Annotated in this window: 17 protein-coding genes and 1 pseudogene; 11 read left to right on the top strand and 7 right to left on the bottom strand. The window is 67.4% G+C overall.

Annotated elements, in window-relative coordinates:
• Positions 1-610 precede the first annotated feature (610 nt).
• Positions 611-1981 (bottom strand): ATP-binding protein, encoded by a 1371-nt coding sequence (locus ACSHSS_RS22515; RefSeq protein WP_006412472.1) that lies wholly within the window; start codon positions 1979-1981, stop codon positions 611-613.
• The gene (locus ACSHSS_RS22520) at positions 1978-2640 is read right to left on the bottom strand and encodes a response regulator (RefSeq protein ID WP_006412481.1); all 663 of its coding nucleotides are present in this window, start codon (positions 2638-2640) and stop codon (positions 1978-1980) included. Before ACSHSS_RS22520 ends, ACSHSS_RS22515 begins: the two co-directional genes overlap by 4 nt.
• Before the next feature lie 235 nt (positions 2641-2875).
• Between ACSHSS_RS22520 and ACSHSS_RS22525 the strand changes: the two genes are divergently transcribed.
• The 3 genes from ACSHSS_RS22525 (at position 2876) to ACSHSS_RS22535 (ending at position 5691) form a co-directional block, all read left to right on the top strand.
• A complete protein-coding gene (locus tag ACSHSS_RS22525; protein ID WP_006412449.1) occupies positions 2876-3229 on the top strand; it encodes a NirD/YgiW/YdeI family stress tolerance protein in 354 nt (117 codons plus the stop codon).
• 53 nt (positions 3230-3282) lie between these two features.
• On the top strand, positions 3283-4143 hold the full coding sequence (locus ACSHSS_RS22530; protein WP_006412462.1) for a MurR/RpiR family transcriptional regulator: 861 nt from the start codon (positions 3283-3285) through the stop codon (positions 4141-4143).
• A 117-nt stretch (positions 4144-4260) separates the two neighbouring features.
• Positions 4261-5691 carry a cytochrome P450 gene (locus tag ACSHSS_RS22535; protein WP_445545563.1) on the top strand — a complete coding sequence of 477 codons (1431 nt, stop codon included), beginning with the start codon at positions 4261-4263 and terminating at the stop codon, positions 5689-5691.
• Positions 5692-5703: 12 nt separating this feature from the next.
• Here ACSHSS_RS22535 and ACSHSS_RS22540 read toward each other — a convergent pair whose 3' ends face one another.
• Together ACSHSS_RS22540 and ACSHSS_RS22545 are read right to left on the bottom strand one after the other, a co-directional pair.
• On the bottom strand, positions 5704-6030 hold the full coding sequence (locus ACSHSS_RS22540) for a superinfection immunity protein (protein WP_006412461.1): 327 nt from the start codon (positions 6028-6030) through the stop codon (positions 5704-5706).
• Positions 6031-6114: 84 nt separating this feature from the next.
• Entirely contained in the window at positions 6115-6540 is a 426-nt protein-coding gene (locus ACSHSS_RS22545) for a rhodanese-like domain-containing protein (protein WP_006412477.1), read from the bottom strand.
• 109 nt (positions 6541-6649) lie between these two features.
• On the opposite strand from ACSHSS_RS22545, the gene ftrA reads away from it, so the two are divergent.
• Positions 6650-7624, top strand: a complete 975-nt coding sequence (ftrA, locus tag ACSHSS_RS22550; protein WP_006412470.1) for a transcriptional regulator FtrA — start codon at positions 6650-6652, stop codon at positions 7622-7624.
• A gap of 95 nt (positions 7625-7719) precedes the next feature.
• On the top strand, positions 7720-8460 hold the full coding sequence (locus ACSHSS_RS22555) for a hypothetical protein (RefSeq protein ID WP_006412482.1): 741 nt from the start codon (positions 7720-7722) through the stop codon (positions 8458-8460).
• Positions 8461-8544: 84 nt separating this feature from the next.
• Here ACSHSS_RS22555 and ACSHSS_RS22560 read toward each other — a convergent pair whose 3' ends face one another.
• Together ACSHSS_RS22560 and adiC are read right to left on the bottom strand one after the other, a co-directional pair.
• Complete coding sequence (locus ACSHSS_RS22560) at positions 8545-10887, bottom strand: Orn/Lys/Arg family decarboxylase (RefSeq protein ID WP_006412476.1); 2343 nt, start codon at positions 10885-10887, stop codon at positions 8545-8547.
• Positions 10888-10890: 3 nt separating this feature from the next.
• A pseudogene (adiC, locus tag ACSHSS_RS22565) lies at positions 10891-12421 on the bottom strand (arginine/agmatine antiporter).
• Positions 12422-12883: 462 nt separating this feature from the next.
• On the opposite strand from adiC, the gene ACSHSS_RS22570 reads away from it, so the two are divergent.
• The 4 genes from ACSHSS_RS22570 to ACSHSS_RS22585 all read left to right on the top strand — a co-directional run bounded on the left by ACSHSS_RS22570 (position 12884) and on the right by ACSHSS_RS22585 (position 16813).
• Positions 12884-14338, top strand: a complete 1455-nt coding sequence (locus ACSHSS_RS22570) for a M20 family metallopeptidase (RefSeq protein ID WP_006412492.1) — start codon at positions 12884-12886, stop codon at positions 14336-14338.
• Positions 14339-14424: 86 nt separating this feature from the next.
• On the top strand, positions 14425-15534 hold the full coding sequence (locus tag ACSHSS_RS22575) for a malate/lactate/ureidoglycolate dehydrogenase (protein ID WP_445545564.1): 1110 nt from the start codon (positions 14425-14427) through the stop codon (positions 15532-15534).
• Between the two features lie 13 nt (positions 15535-15547).
• Positions 15548-15949 (top strand): TfoX/Sxy family protein, encoded by a 402-nt coding sequence (locus ACSHSS_RS22580; RefSeq protein WP_006412478.1) that lies wholly within the window; start codon positions 15548-15550, stop codon positions 15947-15949.
• Between the two features lie 285 nt (positions 15950-16234).
• Complete coding sequence (locus ACSHSS_RS22585) at positions 16235-16813, top strand: NnrU family protein (protein WP_006412459.1); 579 nt, start codon at positions 16235-16237, stop codon at positions 16811-16813.
• Positions 16814-16906: 93 nt separating this feature from the next.
• Here the strand turns inward: ACSHSS_RS22585 and ACSHSS_RS22590 are convergent, their stop codons facing one another.
• Complete coding sequence (locus ACSHSS_RS22590; RefSeq protein WP_006406162.1) at positions 16907-17644, bottom strand: sulfite exporter TauE/SafE family protein; 738 nt, start codon at positions 17642-17644, stop codon at positions 16907-16909.
• Positions 17645-18495: 851 nt separating this feature from the next.
• Between ACSHSS_RS22590 and ACSHSS_RS22595 the strand changes: the two genes are divergently transcribed.
• Both ACSHSS_RS22595 and ACSHSS_RS22600 read left to right on the top strand, forming a co-directional pair.
• On the top strand, positions 18496-18744 hold the full coding sequence (locus ACSHSS_RS22595) for a hypothetical protein (RefSeq protein WP_012216573.1): 249 nt from the start codon (positions 18496-18498) through the stop codon (positions 18742-18744).
• 200 nt (positions 18745-18944) lie between these two features.
• On the top strand, positions 18945-21124 hold a 2180-nt coding region (locus ACSHSS_RS22600), incomplete at its 3' end, for an Ig-like domain-containing protein (protein ID WP_445545565.1).

A 21124-nucleotide genomic window follows, 5' to 3' on the forward strand; every position in this document is an offset into this window, starting at 1 on the left:
GGCCACGCGTGAATGAAGCATGCGCGCGCGGTGCCGCAGTCGTGATCTGCGCATCGAAACGTTGTGCAATCAACGACTTGGCGCGCGTATGCTCAGCCTATCCACATCCTTGCCAACAAAAAATGTGGAAAAGCGCATGACGATGCAGCGCGCGCAGCGGCCGAGCGAGGCGTTGCCGCATTCGCAGCGATTCGAACAAGGCGTTTCGGATCAAGCGCTTGAGCGCGGTATGCGCAGGCTATCCACACGCTTGCCAACAAAATCTGTGGACAAGCGCGCGGCATGCGCCGCGACGGTCGCCGCCGGCCGGCGGCACGAACGACTCGCGTGCCGCATTTTCAGCGACACTAACAAAGCGTTTCCGATCAAATGCTTGCGCGTCGTATGCGCAGCCTATCCACAAGCTTGCCAACAAAATCTGTGGGTAACCGCGCGAGGTACAGGGCCGCGCTGCGGCATCGCGATGCGCGATGTGGCGCGGCGATGCGTACCTTCGCATGCGCGCGGGCCGCGTCTGCATCACGCGTGCCAATGTCCGTCGGATCAAGGGTTTAGCGGCGCGATGCGCAGGATATCCACAAGCTTGCCAACAAAATCTGTGGACAAGCCGTCAGGACGGATCGGGAAAACGTACCGATACGGTGAGCCCGCGTCCGCCGCGCGTCGTGGCGAGCGCGACCGTCGCGCGATGCTGTTCCGCGATCCGCTTCACGATCGACAGGCCGAGCCCGCTGCCCGACGACGTCGCGGCCTGCGCGCCTTCGCCGCGATAGAAGCGCTCCCATACGTGCGCGCGTTCGGCTTCCGGAATGCCGGGGCCGTCGTCGGCGACCTCGAGCACGGGCGTCGTGCCGTCGTTGCGCGCGCACACGTCGACGCGCGCGCCGTCGCCCGCATAGCGGATCGCGTTGTCGACGAGGTTGTTCAGCAGCACGCGCAGCGTGTCGGCGTGGCCGGCGGCGATCACGGGCGACGACACGATCGCGCCGAGATCGATGCGGTGCGCGTCGGCGACGCGCGCGCGATCGGCGACGACCGACCGGCACAGCGCCGCGAGATCGACCGGCGCGAAGGCGGCCGTCTGTGCGTCGGGTTCGACGCGCGCGAGCGTCAGCAACTGCTCGGCGAGATGGCCGAGACGCGTCGTTCCCGCATGGATCTGCGCGAGAATCCGCTCGCGCTCGTCGGCCGTGGCCGCACGCCGAAGCAGCTGCGACTGGATCGACAGGCCCATGATCGGTGTGCGCAGCTCGTGCGCGGCATCGGCGATGAAGTGCCGCTGCAGCGTGAACGAGCGGTCGAGCCGCGCGAGCAGGTCGTTGATCGCTTCGGCAAGCGGACGAACTTCGTTGGGCATCGCCGCGACGTCGACCGGTTCGAGATTGCCGGCATTTCGGCGCCGGAGGCCGGCCGCGATCGTGCGCAGCGGCCGCAGCCCGGCGCCGATGCCGAACCACAGCCCGATCGCGAGGACCGGCAGCATCGAGAACAGCGGCCACAGCAGATGCACGGCAATGCCGGCGATCGCCTCCCAGCGCGCGTGGCGCGCCTGCGCGAGCCGGATCGTCGTGCCGCCGCGCTGCGTCACGTAGGTGCGCCACGGCTGGCCGTCGACGTCGACGCTCGCGGTGCCCGCATGCGCGGGCGGCGGCAACGCGACGTCGCGATCGGTCGTATAGACGAGCGTGCCGTTGCGCCAGACCTGCAGCAGCACGGCGTCGGGGTCGTCGGCCTTGAACGCGTGCTTGTCGTCGCCGCGGTTGCGGAACGACAGCTCGCCGTTCGGCCCGACGACGATTTGTTTCGACATGCTGCGCATCTGGTCATCGAGCAGATCGTCGAGCTCGCGCAGCGCGCCCCAGTATGTGCCCGCGCTCGCCGCGAGCCCGATCACGCATGCGGCCGGCAGCAGCCACATCAGCAGGCGCCGCCGCAGCGACACGCCGCGCCAGCGCGCGATCGCGCGTTGCAGGCGCGTCATGTGCCGTCACCGATCCGGTAGCCGACGCCGCGCACCGTGCGGATCATGTCGTGGCCGAGCTTCTTGCGCAGGTTGTGGATGTGCACCTGCACGGCGTTGCTCTCGATTTCCTCGCCCCAGCTGTACAGGCGTTCCTCGAACTGCTCGCGCGAAATCACGGCGCCGGGCTCGCGCATCAGCTCGTGCAGCAGCACGAACTCCTTCGGCGACAGCGGCACTTCGTCGTCGTGCAGCCAGACCTGATGCTTGACGGGATCGAGGCGCAGCGGGCCGATCGCGAGCGTCGTCTGCGCGCGGCCGGCATGGCGGCGGTTCACGGCGCGGATGCGTGCAAGCAGTTCCTCGAGCGCGAACGGTTTGACCAGATAGTCGTCGGCGCCGCTGTCGAGCCCGGCGATGCGGTCCGGCACGCCGTCGCGCGCGGTGATGATGATCGCGGGCAGCGTCTCGTCGCGGCGGCGCAGCGATGCGAGCACCGCGAGGCCGTCGCGGTTCGGCAGCCCGAGATCGAGCAGCAGCAGCCCGTAGCCGGTCGAGCGCAGCGCGAGCGACGCGGCGTCGCCGTCCTTCACCCAGTCGACCGCGAAGCCTTCCTGTTTCAGCCCCTGTTCGAGCCCGCTGCCGATCAGCGGATCGTCCTCGACGAGCAGTACGCGCATGTTCGATGTAGGTCCTGAAGGGCGCCGTGCGCCCGGGCCTCCATGATAAGCGCGCGCATCTTAGGCGCAGCTTAATGCGCGCGATCCGAGCCCCGCCGATCGTTTAGAACGTGTCCCATGCGGCGCCTTGTCGCTTCGGCTGCGTATTCAGGTTTGCTTAATCTTACGGTCTGTAATCTTGGCGGGCCGCGTTCGTTTTGACCGCGGCGTCACATCGAAGAAGAGGAAAGCAATCATGAAACATCTGGCCGCAATTCTGACCGTCGCGCTCGCTGCGCTGCCTGCCGTCGGTCATGCGCAATACACGGGGCCGTCCGCGCTCGCGCCGACGACGGTGAAGCAGTTGCTCGCGAACGGCCGCGACGATCAGCACGTGCAGCTGCAGGGGCGCATCGTCAAGCACCTCGGCGGCGAGGACTACGAGTTCGCCGATGCGACCGGTTCGATCGTCGTCGAGATCGACGACAAGCTCTGGATCGGCAATCCGCCCGTCGGCGACAAGAGCGAAGTGAAGATCGTCGGCGAATTCGAGCGCAAGTGGTCGGGCCGCGTGAAGGTCGATGCGGATCGCGTCGACGTGCTGCGCTGATCGCCGTGCGGGGCCGGTGATACCATGAGCGACCGGTTTCCGCATTCATCACGATGGCCGACAATTTCGACGAACTGGCGTCCCGGATCCGGACGCAATTTTCCGAGCTGAGCCCGCAATTCCAGGCGGGCGCGGCGTTTCTGCTCGATCATCCCGAAGAAGTGGCCATGTCCTCGATGCGCAAGGTCGCGCAGCGTGCGCAGGTGCAGCCCGCGTCGCTCGTGAGGCTCGCGCAGCAGTTCGGCTTTCCCGGCTGGAACGAGCTGCGCGACCTGTGCGTCGCGCGCGTGCGCACGCGGCCCGAGCCGCTCACGCAGCGCGCGCGCTCGCTCGTGCGGCCCGATGCGCAGGCGTCGCTCGCGCACGATCTGCTCGCCGCGCAGCAGCAGAATCTGGTCGCCACCGCCGCGCACAACGAGCATGCGCTCGCCGATGCCGCGAAGCTGATCCGCAAGGCCTCGCACGTCCACGTTGCCGGATTCCGTTCGTGCTATCCGGTCGCGTTCGGGTTCGTGTACGGCTATCGGCTGTTCCGTCCGTCGGTGTCGCTGCTCAACGGCGTCGCCGGGTCGCTCGAGATGGAATTGCGCGCGATCGGCAAGCACAGTGCGACCGTCATCGTCAGCTTCGCGCCGTATTCGGCCGAAGCGACGCGCGTCGCGCAGGCCGCGAAGGCGCAGGGCAGCCGCGTCGTCGCGATCACCGACAGCGCGGTATCGCCGATCGCGCTGCATGCCGACGCGCAACTGATCTTCACGCACGACAGCCCGTCGTTCTTTCCGTCGCTCGTCGCCGCGCATGCGGTGGCCGAGGCGCTCGTCGCGCAACTGCTCGCGCTCGAGGGCGGCGGCGCGATCGCCCAACTCGAGCGCGCCGAAGCCGAATTGCACGCGAAGGGCGCTTACGTCGTTTGACCCTGGCGCCGGCCGGTTGCGGGCGCCGCACTTGTTTCCGCGACGCTTCAGCGCGCAGCGAAACGTCGTCGCATCGTGCGCGCGTATGCTGACGTCTCCGATTCCGAGGAGACGACGATGCCGTATGCCGCTCACCAGACCCGTCACGCCGAAACGTTCCGCGCGCTGCACGCGCGCGCCGGCGCATTCGTGATTCCGAATCCGTGGGACGCCGGCACCGCGCGGCTGCTCGCGATGGCCGGCTTTCCCGCGCTTGCGACGACGAGCGCCGGCTATGCGTATTCGCGCGGATTGCCCGACAACGCGATCGGCCGCGACGCGATGCTCGAGCACATTGCCGTGATCGCTGCCGCCGGCGAGTTGCCGGTCAGCGCCGACCTCGAAAACGGTTTTGGCGACGCGCCCGAGATCGTCGCCGAGACGATCCGGCTCGCGGCGGAAGCGGGTGCTGTCGGCGGCTCGATCGAGGATGCAACCTGGGTCGCGACGCGCGCGGCGAGCGTCGCGGCCGTGCTCGGCCATCCGGCGTGCCGCGTGCGCCCGCTCGATCTGCCGGTGCCGCCCGCGCTGCGCGGTACGTCCGCCGGCGCGCTGTTCGGCGAACTCGTGCGCATGAACGACGGTGCGCTGCGGCATCAGGTGCCGAAGCAGGCGCTGCATGCGGCGCTCGCGCAGATCGACGTGCAGGCATTGCGCGGGCGCGCCGCGACGCTTGCCGCCGCGCAGTTGCCCGCGCTAGACGATCCCGATGCGCTGAATGCGTGGTGTATCGCCACGCCCGTTCGGGCGGTGGCCGATCTGCTCGGTTTCGACGAACCGCAGCTCGACGACATTGCCGCATCGGTCGTCGATTTCATCGCCGCGCTGTCGCCGCTGTCCGACGCCGCTTCGCTGGCGCGCGCGAGCGACGCCGCGCGGCAGCTGCTGGACCGGATGACGGTGCGCGTCGCGCAGTCGCATGCGCGGGACGGCACGCTGGTGGCTGCCGTCAAGGACGCGGCGGCGCAAGCGGGGTGGCACGCGAGCGGCGCACTCGTCGCGAACCTCGTCGGGCTGCTGTCGCAGACCTGCGAAGCGACAGCCGCATGGCTTGCGAATACGATCGTCGCGTGGCATCGCCAGTCTGCGGAATCGGCGTCGTCAGCCGAAGTACCGGACGATGCGACGCTCGACGCGTTCGTCGCGGAGGTCGCGCGTTTCGATACGCCGGTGCAGAACACGCGACGCTTCGTTGCCGCGCGCACGACGCTCGAAGGCGTGACGCTCGACGCGGGCGCGGCGATTCTCGTCGTGCTCGCCGCGGCGAACCGCGATCCGGCCGTGCATCGCGATCCGCATCGCTTTGTGCCGACGCGCACGCCGGGCCCGGACTTCGGCTTCGGCACGGGGCCGCATCAATGTCCGGGCGCGCGGATCGCGCAGGCTGTGACGGTGGGAGCGTTCGGGGCGCTGTTGCCCGCGGGCGGCTGGCCGCCGCGCGAAGCGCTGAAGTGGGACTACCGCGCGTCGGCCAACATCAGGATGCCGAAGTTCGACGCGGCGCGGTGACGGGAAGCCGGCTCAGCGGCACCCCTGTTTTTCCGCCCATCGTTCCTGGGCGGCGACGCGGCGCTGCACGCGTTCGACGAGGCCCGTCGAAAACGTGCGCATGCTGATGCCGCGGCGTTTCGCGAGAATCGTCTGCGCGACGTCGACCTGCGGATTCGGCTGGGAGGCCCAGTACAGCGTGATCAGCCAGCCGATGCCGGTCCAGCCGAACAGCGCGTTGAACACGGCGACGATCAGCTTGTCGTGCCGGCCGCGTCGATCGGCGACGATCGCGGGCAGGAAATAGAGCGCGATCGCGACCACCGACCCGGCAACTTGAATCAGGACTTCGTTCTGCATGGTGCTGCTCCGTCCGAACTGCAATGAGGCCGATTGTCGCGCTTTTTCCGTTCACGTGCCGGCAATTGATTGTTGCGTTTTCGATCACGGTCGCGGCGCATCGGCCGTTTCGGACCGCGTATCGTTGCTCAGCGCGAAACCTTCGTCGCGCCAGCCCGTGATGCCGCCGATCATCAGCTTGACGGGCCGGCCGAGCCGCGCGAGGCGGCTCGCGGCGCGTGCAGCGCCGTTGCAGTGCGGCCCCGCGCAGTAGACGACGAACAGCGTGTCGCGCGGATAGCCGGCCAGCTTGCCCTCGACGATCTTCCGGTGCGGCAGGTTCAGCGCGCCGGGCACATGGCCGCCCGCGAACAGCTCGGGGCTGCGGACGTCGAGCAGCACGAAGTCCGGCGCGCCGGACGCGAGCGCATCGTGGACGTCCCAGCAGTCGGTCTCGAAACGCAGCGACGCGTCGAAGTGGGCGAGCGCGGCGGCGCTGTCGGCAGCAGGAACGTCGGTCACGAAAGACATGGGAGGTTCTCCTCGAAAAGGGCGCGATGTGCGCGGTCGGAGGCCAGTATCGCGGTTTCGCGCGCCGCGCGGCAGTGGCGCGATCGACAAGTTCCGGTAACATCGCGCCATGAAAAATCATCTCGTCGTTGCACTCGCCTACGATCGGCTCTGCACGTTCGAATTCGGCTGCGTGGTCGAACTGTTCGCACTCGACCGTCCTGAACTCGGTGTCGACTGGTATCGCTTCGCGGTTTGCGCCAGCGAGCCGGGGCCGGTGCGCGCGGCAGGCGGCATCACGGTCGCCGCGCCGTACCGGCTCGCGACGCTCGATCGCGCAGACACGATCGTGATTCCCGGCTGGCGCGATGCGGACGAACTGCCGCCGGAACCGCTGCTGAAGAAGCTGCGCGCCGCGCATCGTCGCGGCGCGCGGCTCTGCTCGATCTGCTCGGGCGTGTTCGTGCTCGCGGCGGCCGGCGTGCTCGACGGCCTCACCGTGACGACGCACTGGCGCTATGCGGAGAAACTGCAGGCGCGCTATCCGGCGCTGCGCGTGAATCCCGACGCGCTTTACGTCGACGAAGGGCAGATCATCACGTCGGCCGGATCGGCGGCCGGCCTCGACATGCTGCTGCATCTGGTGCGACGCGATCACGGCGGTGCGATCGCGAACCGCGTCGCGCAGCGTCTCGTGTTGCCGCCGCATCGCGACGGCGGACAGGCGCAGTTCGTACCGCGCCCGGTTGCACCGGGCGGCACCGACCTGCTTGCGAAACTGATCGACTGGATGCGCGCGCACGCAGCCGAGCCGCATACGCTGGCCTCGCTCGCCGCGCAGGCCGCGATGAGCCCGCGCACGCTGCAGCGGCAGTTCGCGGATGCGACGGGGATGTCGCCGCTCGCCTGGTTGATTCGCGAGCGCGTGAACGTCGCGAAGGATCTGCTCGAAACGCATCCGGCACTGTCGCTCGCGCAGGTCGCCGCGCGGGCAGGCTTCGGTTCGGAAGAATCGCTGCGCCGGCATTTCCGGCGCGTCGCGGCGACGAGCCCGGCCGCTTATCGGCGCGAGATGGATCATGGCGTAAGATCCGGCGGCGCTTGAGCGACCGACTTCGCCGGGACGTAGCGCGCGATCGCCGCGCGGCGGCGCGAAGCACGCCGCGCCATTCACGCAAGATCATGACAAGGACAACCCCGATGGGCCTGCTGGGAAAGCTGTTCGGAAAAAAGCTGCGCGATGCGGCCGCGGCATCCGCTTCGACTTCGACCGTTGATGCGGCGGACGAAGCCGGCGAAGCGGCCGGGCAGCGCGCCCCCGACATCGCGCCGGAACTCGCGTCCGCGCTGGTGGCGTTCCAGGCCGGCCGGCACGAGTCGGCGATTGCAGCGGCCGCGCCGCATGCAGCGCGGCTCGCCGACGCGGCGAGGCTCTGCGCGCTCGCATACTCGGCGATGCAGCGTTATCCGGAAGCGTTTCCGTACTGGCTCGCGCTGTTCGACAAGGAGCCGAGCGCGCACAACGCCGTGCAGCTCGCGACGACCTCGGTGATGTGCGGAGAAGTGGCGCGCGGCGAAGCGTGGATGCAGAAAGCCGCCGAGATCAATCACGACACGCACGAGCAATCCGACGTCGCCGCGCGCGTGAACTTCATTTCGGCGCTGATGCAAAGCGGCCGTCTGCGCGAGGCGCTGCCGCATCTCGCCTGGGTGCGCGATGTCTACGGCCACGTGCGCATCACCGATTCGACCTTCCTCTATATGCGCGGCATTCCGTTCTTTTCGTCGTTCCTCGAACGCAGCCTCGAGATCCTGAAGGCCACGCAGCCGGCCGACGCAATCGCGCCGTGGTACGGCGAACTGACGGGCAAGCTCGACGAAGAGGGCGAGGCGCAGCTTGCCGCATGGATCGGCCAGTTGCCGGGGCAGCCGGCCGCGTGACGGACGGCGCTGCGCCGACGGCAGTCGCCGCCCGATGCGCCGCACGCCGCTCTGCGATGGCTCGACGGCGCGCGACGCATGCGCTCAGCGCGTATTGCCGCCGTCGCGTTTCGGCAGCTTGATGCACGCGATCCGGTACACGCCGTCCTCGACCTCGACGCCGTGCGTGTCGTGCGTGAAGCCGGGGAAGCGCAGGTCGTACTGTTCGAGCGCCTTCAGGTAGCCGAGCAGCGGGCCGTCGGCCGGCCCCGCGTTCTCGCCCGGCATCAGCAGCGGAATGCCGGGCGGATACGGGACCACGCCGGTCGCGACGGTACGGCCTGCCATCTCCGACAGCTCGAGCATCTCGATGTCGTTATGCACCAGATGCTCGAACGCCTCGGCCGGGCTGAAATCCGGCTTCGGCAGCGTCGAGAAGCCGCGCGACATCATCTCGGTCGTCTTCAGATCGCTCATCGCAGCGAACATCAGGTCGCACAGGTCGCGCAGGCCGAGCTTGCGGTAGCGGTCCGGATAGCGTGCGACGAGGTCGGGCAGCGCCTGTTCGAGCGACACGTTCGCGTCGTAGTCGCGCTTGAAGTCGAGCAGCGTGTTGACGAGCGTGCCCCACTTGCCCTTCGTCACGCCGAGCGAGAACAGGAACAGGATCGTGAAGTCGGTGGTCTTCTCGACCACGATCCCGTGCCGGTCCAGATACGCGGTGACGACCGAGGCCGGAATGCCGACCGGCATCAGCCCGCCGTGCGGCGCGATGCCCGGCGTGACGATCGACACCTTGATCGGGTCGAGCATGCAGTAGTCGTCCTCGATATCGCCGAAGCCGTGCCATGCATCGCCCGGATGCAGCACCCAGCACGACGGATCGGTCGCGAGCAGCGTCTCGTCCGCTTCATGGAAGCGCATGCGCCGGCCCGTCTTGCGGTCCACGACGGTGTCGGGCTGCCAGCCGTTGAAGAACCAGTCGTCGTTCTCCGCGCATTCGGCGTGCAGGCGTCCGAGCATCTGGCGGAACGCGACGGCCTCGCGGATCGCGTCGGTCGTCAGCGCTTCGCCGCCGGGGCCGTCCATCATCGCGGCGCTCACGTCGTTCGACGCGATGATCGCGTAGTTCGGCGACGTCGACGCATGCATCATGTACGCCTCGTTGAAGCGCGCGTGCTCGATCGGGTTGCGGCCGTCGCGGACATGGATGAACGATGCCTGCGACAGCGCGGCGAGCAGCTTGTGCGTCGACTGCGTCGCGAACACGGTCGGCTTGCCGGCATCGTGCTGGGCCGGGTCGCCGTGCATCGCGTGGCGCTCGCGATAGATCGGGTTGAAGCGCGCATAGCCGTACCATGCTTCGTCGAAATGCAGGCGATCGACGCTCTGGCCGAGCAGCGCTTCGACGCGCGCGACGTTGTAGCAGAGGCCGTCGTACGTCGAGTTCGTGATCAGCGCATGCACGGGCGTCGCGTCGATGCCGTCGCGGCCGCGCACGAGCGCGTTCGCGTCGATTGCGAGCCGCACCGCGGCGGCGGTCAGCCGTTCGGGCATGATTGGCCCGATGATGCCGTAGTGATTGCGCGACGGAATCAGGTAGGTCGGGATCGCGCCCGACATCGTGATCGCATGCTCCGCCGACTTGTGGCAGTTGCGGTCGCACAGCGCGACCTGGTTGCGCGTGACGCTCGCCATCAGGATCACGCGATTCGACATCGACGAGCCGTTCGTCACGTGATAAGTGCGGTGCGCACCGAACACGCGCGCCGCATAGCGTTCGCTGTCGCCGATCGGGCCCGAGTGATCGAGCAGCGAGCCGAGTTCGCCGACCGAGATCGACAGGTCGGAGCGGAACAGCGATTCGCCGAAGAATTCGAAATAGGCGCGGCCGACCGGCGATTTCAGGAACGCGGTGCCGCCCGTGTGGCCGGGCGTGTGCCACGAGTATTCGTACACGCGCGAGAACTGCGCAAGCGCGCGGAACATCGGCGGCAGTACGGTTTCGCGATAGCGTTCGATCGCGGCGACGATCCGGCCGCCGATGAACGCGGTGGTGTCTTCGAGCAGCCAGATGAAGTCGTCGGCCTTGCGCATCGCGTCGACGGGAATCGCGGACGCACTCGCGCGGCTCGCGAGCAGGAACACGGGCACCGTCGCGTTGCGTGCACGCATCGCGTCGAGCACGGCCTGCGCGGGCGTGTGCTGCGAATCGTCGCCGAGCTCCCAGTTGAGCAGCAGGCACTGGATTGCCGGATCGGCATCGACGACCGCACGCGCATCGTCGGCGGACGTCGCGATCACGACGTCGACGAGCCGCGCGCGCAGTTCTTCGGCGAGCGCCGTCGCGGCGCGTGCGGTGGCCGTGCGTGCGTCGATGTCGTGCTGCACCAGCAGCGCCTTCATGCCGAGGCGGCGGAACGCCGGTTGGGTCAAGGAAGCGGTCATGTGTCATTCCCCCGTGTGCTGGGTTGCAGGGGCGCCCGCGGCAACGGCCGGCGAGCGCGCGTGAAGGATGTCGGCGCGGTGACGGCCGACGGAGATCCAGAAGGTCGCGGCCAGCGCGGCGATCGTGACGGCCAGCGCGAGATAGCGCACCCAGCGCGGCGAGCGGCCGCCCGGATGCACGTGGGTTTCCTCGATCTCGCGCTGACGGTTGATCGACAGCTCGTAGAACACGATCGTCGCGACGACGAAGATCAGCGACCAGCGCGTCTGCTGGCCGTCGGAGCCGACCATCGCCCACAGCGCGTAGACCGCGCCGATCAGGCCGACGATCGTATAGAACGTGAACTGGTGCGAAGGCATCTTGCCGTAGCCGAGCACCTTGATCGCGATGCACGAGTAGATGTACGGCAGCAGCGTCATGATCACGGCGATCGAAGCGATCTTGCCGAACTGCTCGCTGGCGCTCGGCGACATCGTCGCGAGCACCTGCACCGACATGATCGTCGCGACGATCGCGAGGCCGGCCGACGGCACGTTCTTCGAATTGACGCGCGCGAACACGCTGGCGAACAAGCCGTCGTCGGCGGCGGCCTTGGCGGTCTGGCCGACCAGCAGCGTCCAGCCCGCGAGCGAGCCGAGACAGCCGAGCGCCGCGCAGAGCGCGACCGCGTTCGCGGCGGTGTCGCCGAGCGCGAGGCGCGCGGCATCGGCGAACGGCGCGCTCGACGCGAGCAGCGCCTTGTTCGGAATCATCCCCATGATCACGGTCGAGCTCAGCACGTAGCAGACCGCCGCCAGCACGACGCCGCCGACGGTCGCGATCGGCACGTTGCGCGACGGGTTCTCGACGACGCCGGCCGATACCGACGCGCTCTCGACGCCGATGAACGCCCACAGCGTGAAGTTCAGCGTCGCGCCGATCGCGCCGAAGCTGCCGGTGCCCGACACGTTCCAGCCGGCGAGATAGACGTCCTTGCTGAACCAGAACCAGCCGAACACGGCCATCGCGAGGATCGGCACCAGCGCGAAGATCGTCGTGACCGACTGCACGCGGCCGACGACGTTCGGCCCGAGGATGTTCGCGTACGTGAACAGCCAGATCACGAAGATCTGCGCGAGCGCGAACACGAGCGGATCGCGCAGCATCGGGAAGAAGTGCGTCAGATAGCCGAGGCCCCGCGACCGCGAGGCCGACGTTGCCGAGCACGTTCGCGAGCCAGTAGATCAGGTTGGTCTGGTAGCCCATGTACGGCCCGAACGCCTTGCGCGCATACGCGTACGGGCCGCCGGCCGCCGGATCGATCGCGGCGAGCTTCGCGAACACCAGCGCGAGCGACACCGCGCCGACGACGGTGATCAGCCAGCCGAAGATCGCGATGCCGCCGGTGGCGGCGAGGTTCGCGGGCAGCATGAAGACGCCGGAGCCCATCATGTTGCCGGCGACCATCAGCGTCGCGGGAATCACGCCGATCTTCGGCGCGGCTGTGGCGGACGATGTGGAGGGTTGTGAGGAGGACGAGCTGGCATCCGACATGCAAGGCTCCTTGAGAAGGCGTGATGCGGTTGAGGTGGCGAGGCCGGCGCCGGGTCGACGATTCCGGCGTGGATCGTCGTTTTATTGAACGTCTGGATGGTATCGCTTAATTACGCGGAATAATGGTAAACGCTGACATTAATCGATTGAATATTGATCAATGTCATCTCGGAGGTAAATCGATCGGGCGCTGAGCCGCATGAGACGGTCGTTTCGGCCATATTGTGAAAATTTTCCGGCGGCGTGGGATATCGACGGCGGTGCGTGAAATTCAATGCGCTTAAAGCGCTTTTAATAATCTGTTTTGCCGAACCGGTTAATTCATTTCATTAAAAAGCGACGCCGTAATCGTCGTTCCGGTCCTGGGGAGATCGGCCGCGCCGCGTCGCGCGCAAACGGCCGCCGCAGACAGAGCATCGGCGTATCATCTGGATTTTCGTCAGCCCGATCCAGGCACCCACCATGACCTCCGTCGACACTACCCCCGTCCTCGACCATGACAAGCTCGTCACCTTCGTCGAGCGCAAGTGGAACGATGAAATCCTCCACGCCCTGACCGACTACATCGCGATTCCCGCGAAGAGCCCCGCATTCGATCCCGACTGGGCGAAGCGCGGCTATCTGGAGCGCGTCGTCACCGATGCCGCGCAGTGGGCCGAACGCCAGCCCGTGAAAGGGCTGAAGCTCGAGATCGTGCGTCTGCCGGGCCGCACGCCCGTGATCTTCTTCGAGACGCCCGCGACGCGTTCGGGCAGCACCGACACGATCCTGCTGTACGGCCACCTCGACAAGCAGCCCGAATTCGACGGCTGGCGCGCGGACCTCGGCCCGTGGACGCCGAAGTTCGAGAACGGCAAGCTGTACGGCCGCGGCGGCGCGGACGACGGCTACGCGATCTACGCGAGCCTCGCGGCGCTCGGCGCGCTCGACGAGCAGGGCGTCGAACGGCCGCGCTGCGTCGGGCTGATCGAAACCTGCGAGGAATCGGGCAGCTACGACCTGCTGCCGTACGTCGACGCGCTGCGCGACCGGCTCGGCCAGGTGTCGCTCGTCGTCTGTCTCGATTCGGGCGCTGGCAACTACGACCAGATGTGGCTGACCACGTCGCTGCGCGGGCTCGTGTCCGGCGACCTGCAGGTCGAGGTGCTCGAGGAAGGCATTCATTCGGGCGTGTACGGCGGCATCGCGCCGTCGAGCTTCCGTGTTATGCGTCAGCTGTTCGAACGTCTCGAGGACGCGAAGAACGGCAACCTGCTGCCGCACGTGTTCCATTGCGAGATTCCGGCGAGCCGTCTGCGCGAGGCCGACGCGGCCGCCGCGATTCTCGGCGACGCGGTGTGGAAGGGATTGCCGTGGGCCTGCGGCGCGGACGGCAAGCCGGTGCTGCCGACCACGACCGATCCGCGCGAGGCGCTGCTGAATTCGACGTGGCGGCCGTCGTTGTCGGTGACCGGCGCGGCCGGCTTGCCGGCGCTGGCCGATGCGGGCAACGTGCTGCGTCCGCGCACCGCGTTCAAGCTGTCGCTGCGCCTGCCGCCGCTCGTCGACGCCGCGCAGGCCGTGCAGCAACTGAAGGAACTGCTCGAAGTCGATCCGCCGTACAACGCGAAGGTCACGTTCAAGCCCGATGCGGGCGCGGCCACCGGCTGGAGCGCACCCGATCTCGCACCGTGGCTCGCATCGTCGCTCGACGCCGCATCGCGTCGCCACTTCGGCGCGGACTGCGCGTATATGGGCCTCGGCGGCACGATCCCGCTGATGAACGTGCTGCAGGAAGGCTTCCCGTCCGCGCAGTTCATGGTGTGCGGCGTGCTCGGGCCGAAGTCGAACGCGCACGGCCCGAACGAGTTCCTGCACGTGCCGTATGCGAAAAAGCTCACGGCGGCAGTGGCGGACGTGATCGCGTCCGCGCGCTGATGCGCGCGGCGGCTCGAGCGTCGGGCCGCCGCCGTCTGCCGTTCGATTCGTTTCATTCAATCCCCTCGTCCCGACGGAGACGCCCGATGACCGTGCCGCCGACTGCCGATACCGACCTGCTGCGCATGGGCGCCGATCCGCTGCATGCGTTCGTCGCCGCGTTATGGGAGCGGGCCGGCAGTCACGCACGCGAAGCACGGCTCGTCGCCGATCATCTGGTCGGCGCGAATCTCGCGGGCCACGATTCGCACGGGATCGGCATGATTCCGAACTACGTGGCGGCGTGGCGCGAAGGCGGGCTGCGCCTGAACGGCCATGCCGCGATCGTGCGCGACGGCGGCGCCGTGCTGACGATCGACGGCGGACGCGGCTTCGGCCAGGTCGTCGCGTTCGAGGCGATGGTCGAAGGCATCGAGCGCGCGCGGCGCATCGGCATCTGCGCGATCGGCCTGCGCGACGTTCATCATCTCGGCCGGATCGGCCACTGGGCCGAGCAGTGCGCGCGTGCGGGCCTCGTATCGTTTCACTTCGTCAACGTGCCGGGCGACCTGCTCGTCGCGCCGCTGCACGGCACCGATGCGCGCTTCGGCACGAATCCGTTCTGCGCCGCGTATCCGCGTGCCGGCAAGCCGCCGCTGCTGCTCGACTTCGCGACGAGCGCGATCGCGTACGGCAAGACGCGCGTCGCCTACAACCAGGGCCGGCGCGTGCCGGCCGGTTCGCTGATCGACCATCGCGGACAACCGACCGACGATCCGGCCGCGATGCACGTGCCGCCGTTCGGCGCGCTGCTGCCGTTCGGGCTGCACAAGGGCTATGCGCTCGCGGCAATGTGCGAAATCTTCGGCGGCGCGCTGGTGGGCGGGCATACGACGTACGCCGACACCGTGCAGAAGACGAGCGCGATCGTCAACGGGATGCTGTCGGTGCTGATCGACCCCAACGCATTCGATGCGGCCGATGCCGCGCGCGAAGCCGATGCGTTCGTCGAGTGGGCGAAGGCGTCGCCGCCGGCCGGCGACGAGCCCGTGCGCATGCCCGGCGAACCCGAGGAAGCGAGCCGCGCCGCGCGCACGGCGGGCGGCATTCCGGTCGACCGCGCGACGTGGCGGCAGATCCGCGACAGCGCGGCCGCGGTCGGCTTCGACGAAGCGGAGCTCGACGCATGGACGCAGCGCTGCTGCGTCGGCGCCTGAGCGCGCGCACGCGATGAGCTGGCAGGCGGAGAAGGCGCGCGGCGACGAGATCGCGTATCAGTTGTCGGGTCTCGGCGCGGTGACGGTCACGCGATTGTTCGGCGGCGCGGCGCTGCGGCTCGACGGCGTGATGTTCGGCTTCGTCGCGCGCGGGTCGCTGTTTCTGCGTGTCGACGACGTGAATCGCCCCGCGTTCGTCGCGGCCGGCATGGGGCCGTTTTCGTATGCGGGGCGTACGCGGACCGTCGCGCTCGACGGCTATTACGAAACGCCGGCCGACGTGCTCGAGGATGCCGGCGCGCTGTTCGACTGGTGCCGCAGCGCGTATCGCGCAGCGCTGCTCGCGGGGCCGCCGAAAGGGCGCACGCGCGCGGCACCGAAAACGAAGCGCGTGACGGCGCGCAAGCGCGCGTGATCGTCGTCGCGTCTGCTGTTTTCGTCGCTTTCGCCTGAACCTCGATGAAACTCGCTGAAGCGCGGCGCCCGCGCTTGCAAGGCCGCTCGGGCAACGCGGCCCGCATCGGCGATCGAGCGGTGATGGGCCGCGCTTCACAATGACGGCCACGCCGTTTATGATCGGCGCGGGCCGCTCTCGACGCAGCGGCGCACGCATGCCGGCCGCGCAGCCGGCCCGCGAACGGCGCATCGAACGCCGCGCGGGTGTCTTTCCCCCAATGACCCTTCCAGACGGAGACAGCCGATGCTGGTCCTGATTGCCGGTTTAGCGATCTTCCTCGGTGTGCACTCGATCCGGATCGTCGCCGAAGGCTGGCGCGCCGCGATGGTCGCGCGATTCGGCGCCAACGGCTGGCGGGCCCGTTTTTCCGTCGTGTCGATCGTCGGCTTCGCGCTGATCATCCGCGGCTACGGCCTCGCGCGCGAGAACGCGGCGCTGCTGTGGGTGTCGCCGGTCGGTGTGCGTCATCTGACCGGCATGCTGACCGCGATCGCGTTCGTGCTGCTCGCCGCCGCGTATGTGCCGCGCAATCGGATCAAGACGCTGGTCGGGCATCCGATGGCCGCCGGCGTGATGGTCTGGGCGATCGCGCATCTGCTCGCAAACGGTACGCTGCACGCGGTCGTCCTGTTCGGCGCGTTCTTCGTCTGGTCGCTCGTCGATTTCGTCGTGCTGCGCGCACGCGATCGGCGCGATGGCGTCCGGTATCCGGCCGGCGGCCTCGCCGGCGACGTCGGCACGGTCGTCGCGGGGCTCGTCGCGTGGGCGGTATTCGCGTCGTTCCTGCACGGCTGGCTGATCGGCGTGCGGCCGTTCGGTTGAGCGGCCTCTAGCGCGTTCGCGCGCTTGCGCGGACGGCCTCATCCGCGTCGCCTGCGGCGCGCGCCGGCAGGCGACCGTCGTCGCCGCGCCGTCTCAGATCGGCTTGACGAACAGCGCGACGGTCAGCGCCGCGCCGATACAGACGATCGCAATGCGCAGCATGCGTTCGTTGACGCGATGCAGCGCCCACGTGCCGAGCAGGCCGCCGACCACGGCGCCGCCGCCGAGCGCAAGCGCCGCGCCCCAGTGCAACTGCGGCGACGTCACGAACAGCACGACGGCCGACGCATTCATCACGCCCGCGAGCGCATTCTTCGTCGACGTCGCGTGACGTGGCGACAGCCCCGCCATCGTCAATGCGGCCATCATCAGAAACCCGATGCCGCCGCCGAAATAGCCGCCGTAGATCGCGATCAGAAACTGCGAGATCGCGGCCGCGACAGGGCCGATATGCGCGGCTTCGCCGGCCGGCCGGCGAAAGAAGCTGCCCCACGCGAACAGGACCGTCGCGAACAGGACGAGCCACGGCACGAGGCGCGAGAAGATCGACGACGGCGTTTTCAGCAGCAGCAGGCCGCCGAGTGCGCCGCCGACGACGCTGATCGCGAACAGCGCACGAAACGGCAGCTTGCCGGCGCCGCGCACCATGTGACGGCTCGCCCAGCCGGTAGCGACCTGCGCCGGGAACAGCGCGACTGTCGACGTGATGTTCGCGGCGAGCGGCGACATGCCGAACACGATCAGCGCCGGCAGCGTGACGAACGAGCCGCCGCCCGCCAGCGCGTTTTGCAGACCGGCCCACAGACCGGCGAGGATGACGAGCGCAAGCACGATGGATGAACCCGAATGCCGAGAGTGGGCCGCTTGACGGTGCTGCGTGCCGCGCGGGGATGAACGATGGTAATTCAGGATAGCGGCGCATGCATCGCGGGCGTGAGCGGATGGCGGTTTCCGCGTGAATACCGGGGCCGCAGGGGAGCCGTGCATCGTGGGTGCAGTTGCGGTGTGGCGCTCTGTCTCGCGTTATCGCCGGTGATTCGTTACTTCGGCGAATTAATCCCGGTGGCGATTTTGTTGTTTGGCGACCGGCTTGAATCAATTTACGGATCGCGGGGCGCTGTTTCTGTTCGGAAAATAAGATGAATCCAAAGGTGATGGGTAACTTTCGCTTTAAATGCGGAAATTATCTCGTTTCCTTTATATGAAGTATCTAAGCGATTGTTGACACGTTTCATATTTGTCGGTCGGGCAGTCGGCTGAAAGAAAGTGACGTGACGGCTGCCTTGATCGGTATTTTTTGCCGAGTCGCACCAGGCGGACTATTCGTTTGTCACTCGCTTACCGATTCGTTCTTGTCGCCTTACATGATCAGGAATTGAAAACGTGCCAATACCAGGCGTGAAAGATGATCATGTGCCGCCGAGCCGCGACAGGCCACGCTCGCGGCGTTAAATCTGGTGAGAGACGTATTCACATTTCCGGTTGGCGGCTGAAGAGCTGCTTGCGTCGACAAATATGCCGACGACGTAATCTTGCAAACTGTTTAGGTTTTTGCTTCGTGCGGAAGGGCGTGGAAAGAAGGAATGAAAATATTTGTAAAAACTGCGCCGAAGTGCAATCATGTTTATGAAAGACGGGTGTAATCTCAATACAGGCACGAGGCGGGCACGATAAAGAGACTTGTGCGCCGCAACAAGTCGCTTCTTAAAAGCGCATTGTTGGTGATTCGCGATAACAGCCGATACAAATATGGCGAGGGCGTAGAGATGCACATTCAATATCAAACCAGCATTCGTCGTGTGGCGAATATCCGCTGCATCGGGGCCGGCGAACCGGGGTATGCAGGTGATTCGAACCGCGGCGTCAACGCCGGGCCGATTCGAAAGGCCCACGGCATCCATGACGGTCCGGACTTTTTCCTGAGTCCGTAGCCCGCTCTCCATTTTCTTTTCTCGATTCAGTCGTATGCCGCTTCGCGCGAGCGGCGGACCCGTCACGTCCGTACGGCGCGGCGGTCCGTCTTGCGCAAGGCGAGTCGCGTTGCGGCCGCGCCGGCCGCGACCGTGTGTCCGCATGATCGCCCGCACGATGCGGGCCGGCGTTTTGCCACACCACTAGAAGGAGTTCGGCAATGGTTTCCTCGTCCGTCTTGAGCAATCACGTCGATGTTCCGGTCGCTGCGGGTGCGCAAAGCGCATCGTCGCCCGGCGGTCCCGCCAATTTCCTGCTGTCGGCGCATAAGGAGGACGTCGCCAATTACGCGCGGTCCGGGAACGACCTGATCGTCGAATTCAAGGATGGCAGGACGCTGCGCGTACAGGCGTTCTTCGAAAACGGCGCGGACTATCACAATCTCGTGTTCGTGCAGGACGACGGGCGTTTGCTCGTCCAGTTCGGGCCCGCGCTGCAGGCGAGCGGCGACGGCATCGTCGAGTCGGCCGTCGCATATGCGCCGATCGGCGACGGGCTGTCGACCGGCGCGCTGCTCGGGATACTCGGCGACGGTGGCGGCGGCTCCGGTGTGGGCGGATTGGGCGGCGGCTCGGCGCCCGGACGGCTCACGATCGAGTCGGTTGCCGAGCAGTCGATCGGCGGAAACGCGAGCGTCGTGACGCGTCACGGCACGCCGACGATCACGGGCTCGGGCGCGCAGCCGAACGCGAAGGTGACGATCTTCATCGATGGACAGCCGGTCGGGACGGTCACCGCCGATGCCGGCGGGCGCTGGTCGTATACGCCCGGCACGCTGCCCGACGGCAGCCATCAGATCTCCGTCACGCAGACCGACGCCAACGGCAATAGCAGCGCGCCGGCTGCAGTCGGCGTGGTTGTCGACACGGTGGTGCCGGGCGTGCCCGCGATCACGGCGGTCAGCGACGATGCGCAGCATCCGATCGTCAGCGGCGGCGCGACGAACGATACGACGCCGACGCTGAGCGGGACGGCCGAAGCCGGCAGCACGATCAACGTCTACGACGGTACGACGCTGATCGGTACGACGACGGCCGATGCGTCGGGGCACTGGACCTTGACGCCCGCCGCGGCGCTCGGTGAGGGCCTGCACGCGATTACGGTGACCGCGACCGACATCGCCGGCAACGTCAGTGCGCCGAGTGCGGCGTTCGGTCTGACGGTCGATACGACGGCGCCGGTTGCGCCGACGGTGAATCCGACGGATGGCACGTCGCTGTCGGGCACGGCGGAAGCGGGCGCGACGATTCAGATCGATACGAATGGGGATGGCGTGCCGGATGCGACGGTGACGGCCGACCCGAGTGGCACGTGGACATATACGCCTTCGACGCCGTTGCCTGTGGGCACGCAAATCGGTGTGACGGCAAGCGATGCGGCGGGGAATACGAGTCCTGCCGCATCGGTGACCGTGACCGGCGATGTCACGGCGCCTGCTGCACCGGTTATTGCAGGCGTGACGGACGACGTTGGTTCGGTCCTCGGCGCAATCGTTTCCGGGGGCAGCACCGACGATACGACGCCGACGCTCGCGGGTACCGCGGAGGCGGGTAGCACGATCAATATCTACGACGGCACGGCGCTGCTGGGCACGACGACGGCAGACGCATCAGGGAGCTGGAGTTTTACACCTACGACGGGCCTCGGTGAAGGCACGCATAGCTTGACGGTCACGGCAACGGATTCGTCGGGGAACGTGAGCGTGCCCAGCGCGGCGTTCGGTCTGACGGTCGATACGACTGCGCCTTCGGCGCCGACGGTGAATCCGACGGATGGTACTTCTCTGTCGGGTACGGCCGAGGCCGGTGCGACGATTCAGATCGACACGAATGGGGATGGCGTGCCGGATGCGACGGTGACGGCCGACCCGAGTGGCACGTGGACGTACACGCCCTCGACGCCGCTGCCGCTCGGCACGCAAATCGGGGTGACGGCCAGCGATGCGGCAGGCAACACGAGCCCGTCTGCATCGGTGACGGTGACGGGCGATGTGACGGCGCCGGCGGCGCCGATCATTGTCAGCGTTGCTGACGATGCCGGCTCGATAGTAGGCGCGTTGACCAGTGGTGGATCGACGGACGACACGACGCCGACCTTGAGCGGTACGGCCGAAGCGGGCAGCACGATTAACGTATTCGACGGTACGACGTTGCTGGGTACGACGACGGCCGATGCATCGGGCAACTGGAGCTTCACGCCCGCGAGTGCACTGGGCGAAGGTGCACATAGCCTGACAGTCACGGCAACGGATTCGTCGGGCAACGTGAGCACGCCAAGTACGGCGTTTGATCTGACGATCGATACGACCGCACCTTCGGTTCCGACGGTGAATCCGACGGA

It is taken from the genome of Burkholderia sp. BC1, assembly GCF_052683555.1.

Bases quoted from the DNA above. Each gene is read 5' to 3' on its own strand.
- ACSHSS_RS22515 (WP_006412472.1), bottom strand. From the start codon at position 1,981: ATGACGCGCCTGCAACGCGCGATCGCGCGCTGGCGCGGCGTGTCGCTG.
- ACSHSS_RS22520 (WP_006412481.1), bottom strand. From the start codon at position 2,640: ATGCGCGTACTGCTCGTCGAGGACGATCCGCTGATCGGCAGCGGGCTC.
- ACSHSS_RS22525 (WP_006412449.1), top strand. From the start codon at position 2,876: ATGAAACATCTGGCCGCAATTCTGACCGTCGCGCTCGCTGCGCTGCCT.
- ACSHSS_RS22530 (WP_006412462.1), top strand. From the start codon at position 3,283: ATGGCCGACAATTTCGACGAACTGGCGTCCCGGATCCGGACGCAATTT.
- ACSHSS_RS22535 (WP_445545563.1), top strand. From the start codon at position 4,261: ATGCCGTATGCCGCTCACCAGACCCGTCACGCCGAAACGTTCCGCGCG.
- ACSHSS_RS22540 (WP_006412461.1), bottom strand. From the start codon at position 6,030: ATGCAGAACGAAGTCCTGATTCAAGTTGCCGGGTCGGTGGTCGCGATC.
- ACSHSS_RS22545 (WP_006412477.1), bottom strand. From the start codon at position 6,540: ATGTCTTTCGTGACCGACGTTCCTGCTGCCGACAGCGCCGCCGCGCTC.
- ftrA (WP_006412470.1), top strand. From the start codon at position 6,650: ATGAAAAATCATCTCGTCGTTGCACTCGCCTACGATCGGCTCTGCACG.
- ACSHSS_RS22555 (WP_006412482.1), top strand. From the start codon at position 7,720: ATGGGCCTGCTGGGAAAGCTGTTCGGAAAAAAGCTGCGCGATGCGGCC.
- ACSHSS_RS22560 (WP_006412476.1), bottom strand. From the start codon at position 10,887: ATGACCGCTTCCTTGACCCAACCGGCGTTCCGCCGCCTCGGCATGAAG.
- ACSHSS_RS22570 (WP_006412492.1), top strand. From the start codon at position 12,884: ATGACCTCCGTCGACACTACCCCCGTCCTCGACCATGACAAGCTCGTC.
- ACSHSS_RS22575 (WP_445545564.1), top strand. From the start codon at position 14,425: ATGACCGTGCCGCCGACTGCCGATACCGACCTGCTGCGCATGGGCGCC.
- ACSHSS_RS22580 (WP_006412478.1), top strand. From the start codon at position 15,548: ATGAGCTGGCAGGCGGAGAAGGCGCGCGGCGACGAGATCGCGTATCAG.
- ACSHSS_RS22585 (WP_006412459.1), top strand. From the start codon at position 16,235: ATGCTGGTCCTGATTGCCGGTTTAGCGATCTTCCTCGGTGTGCACTCG.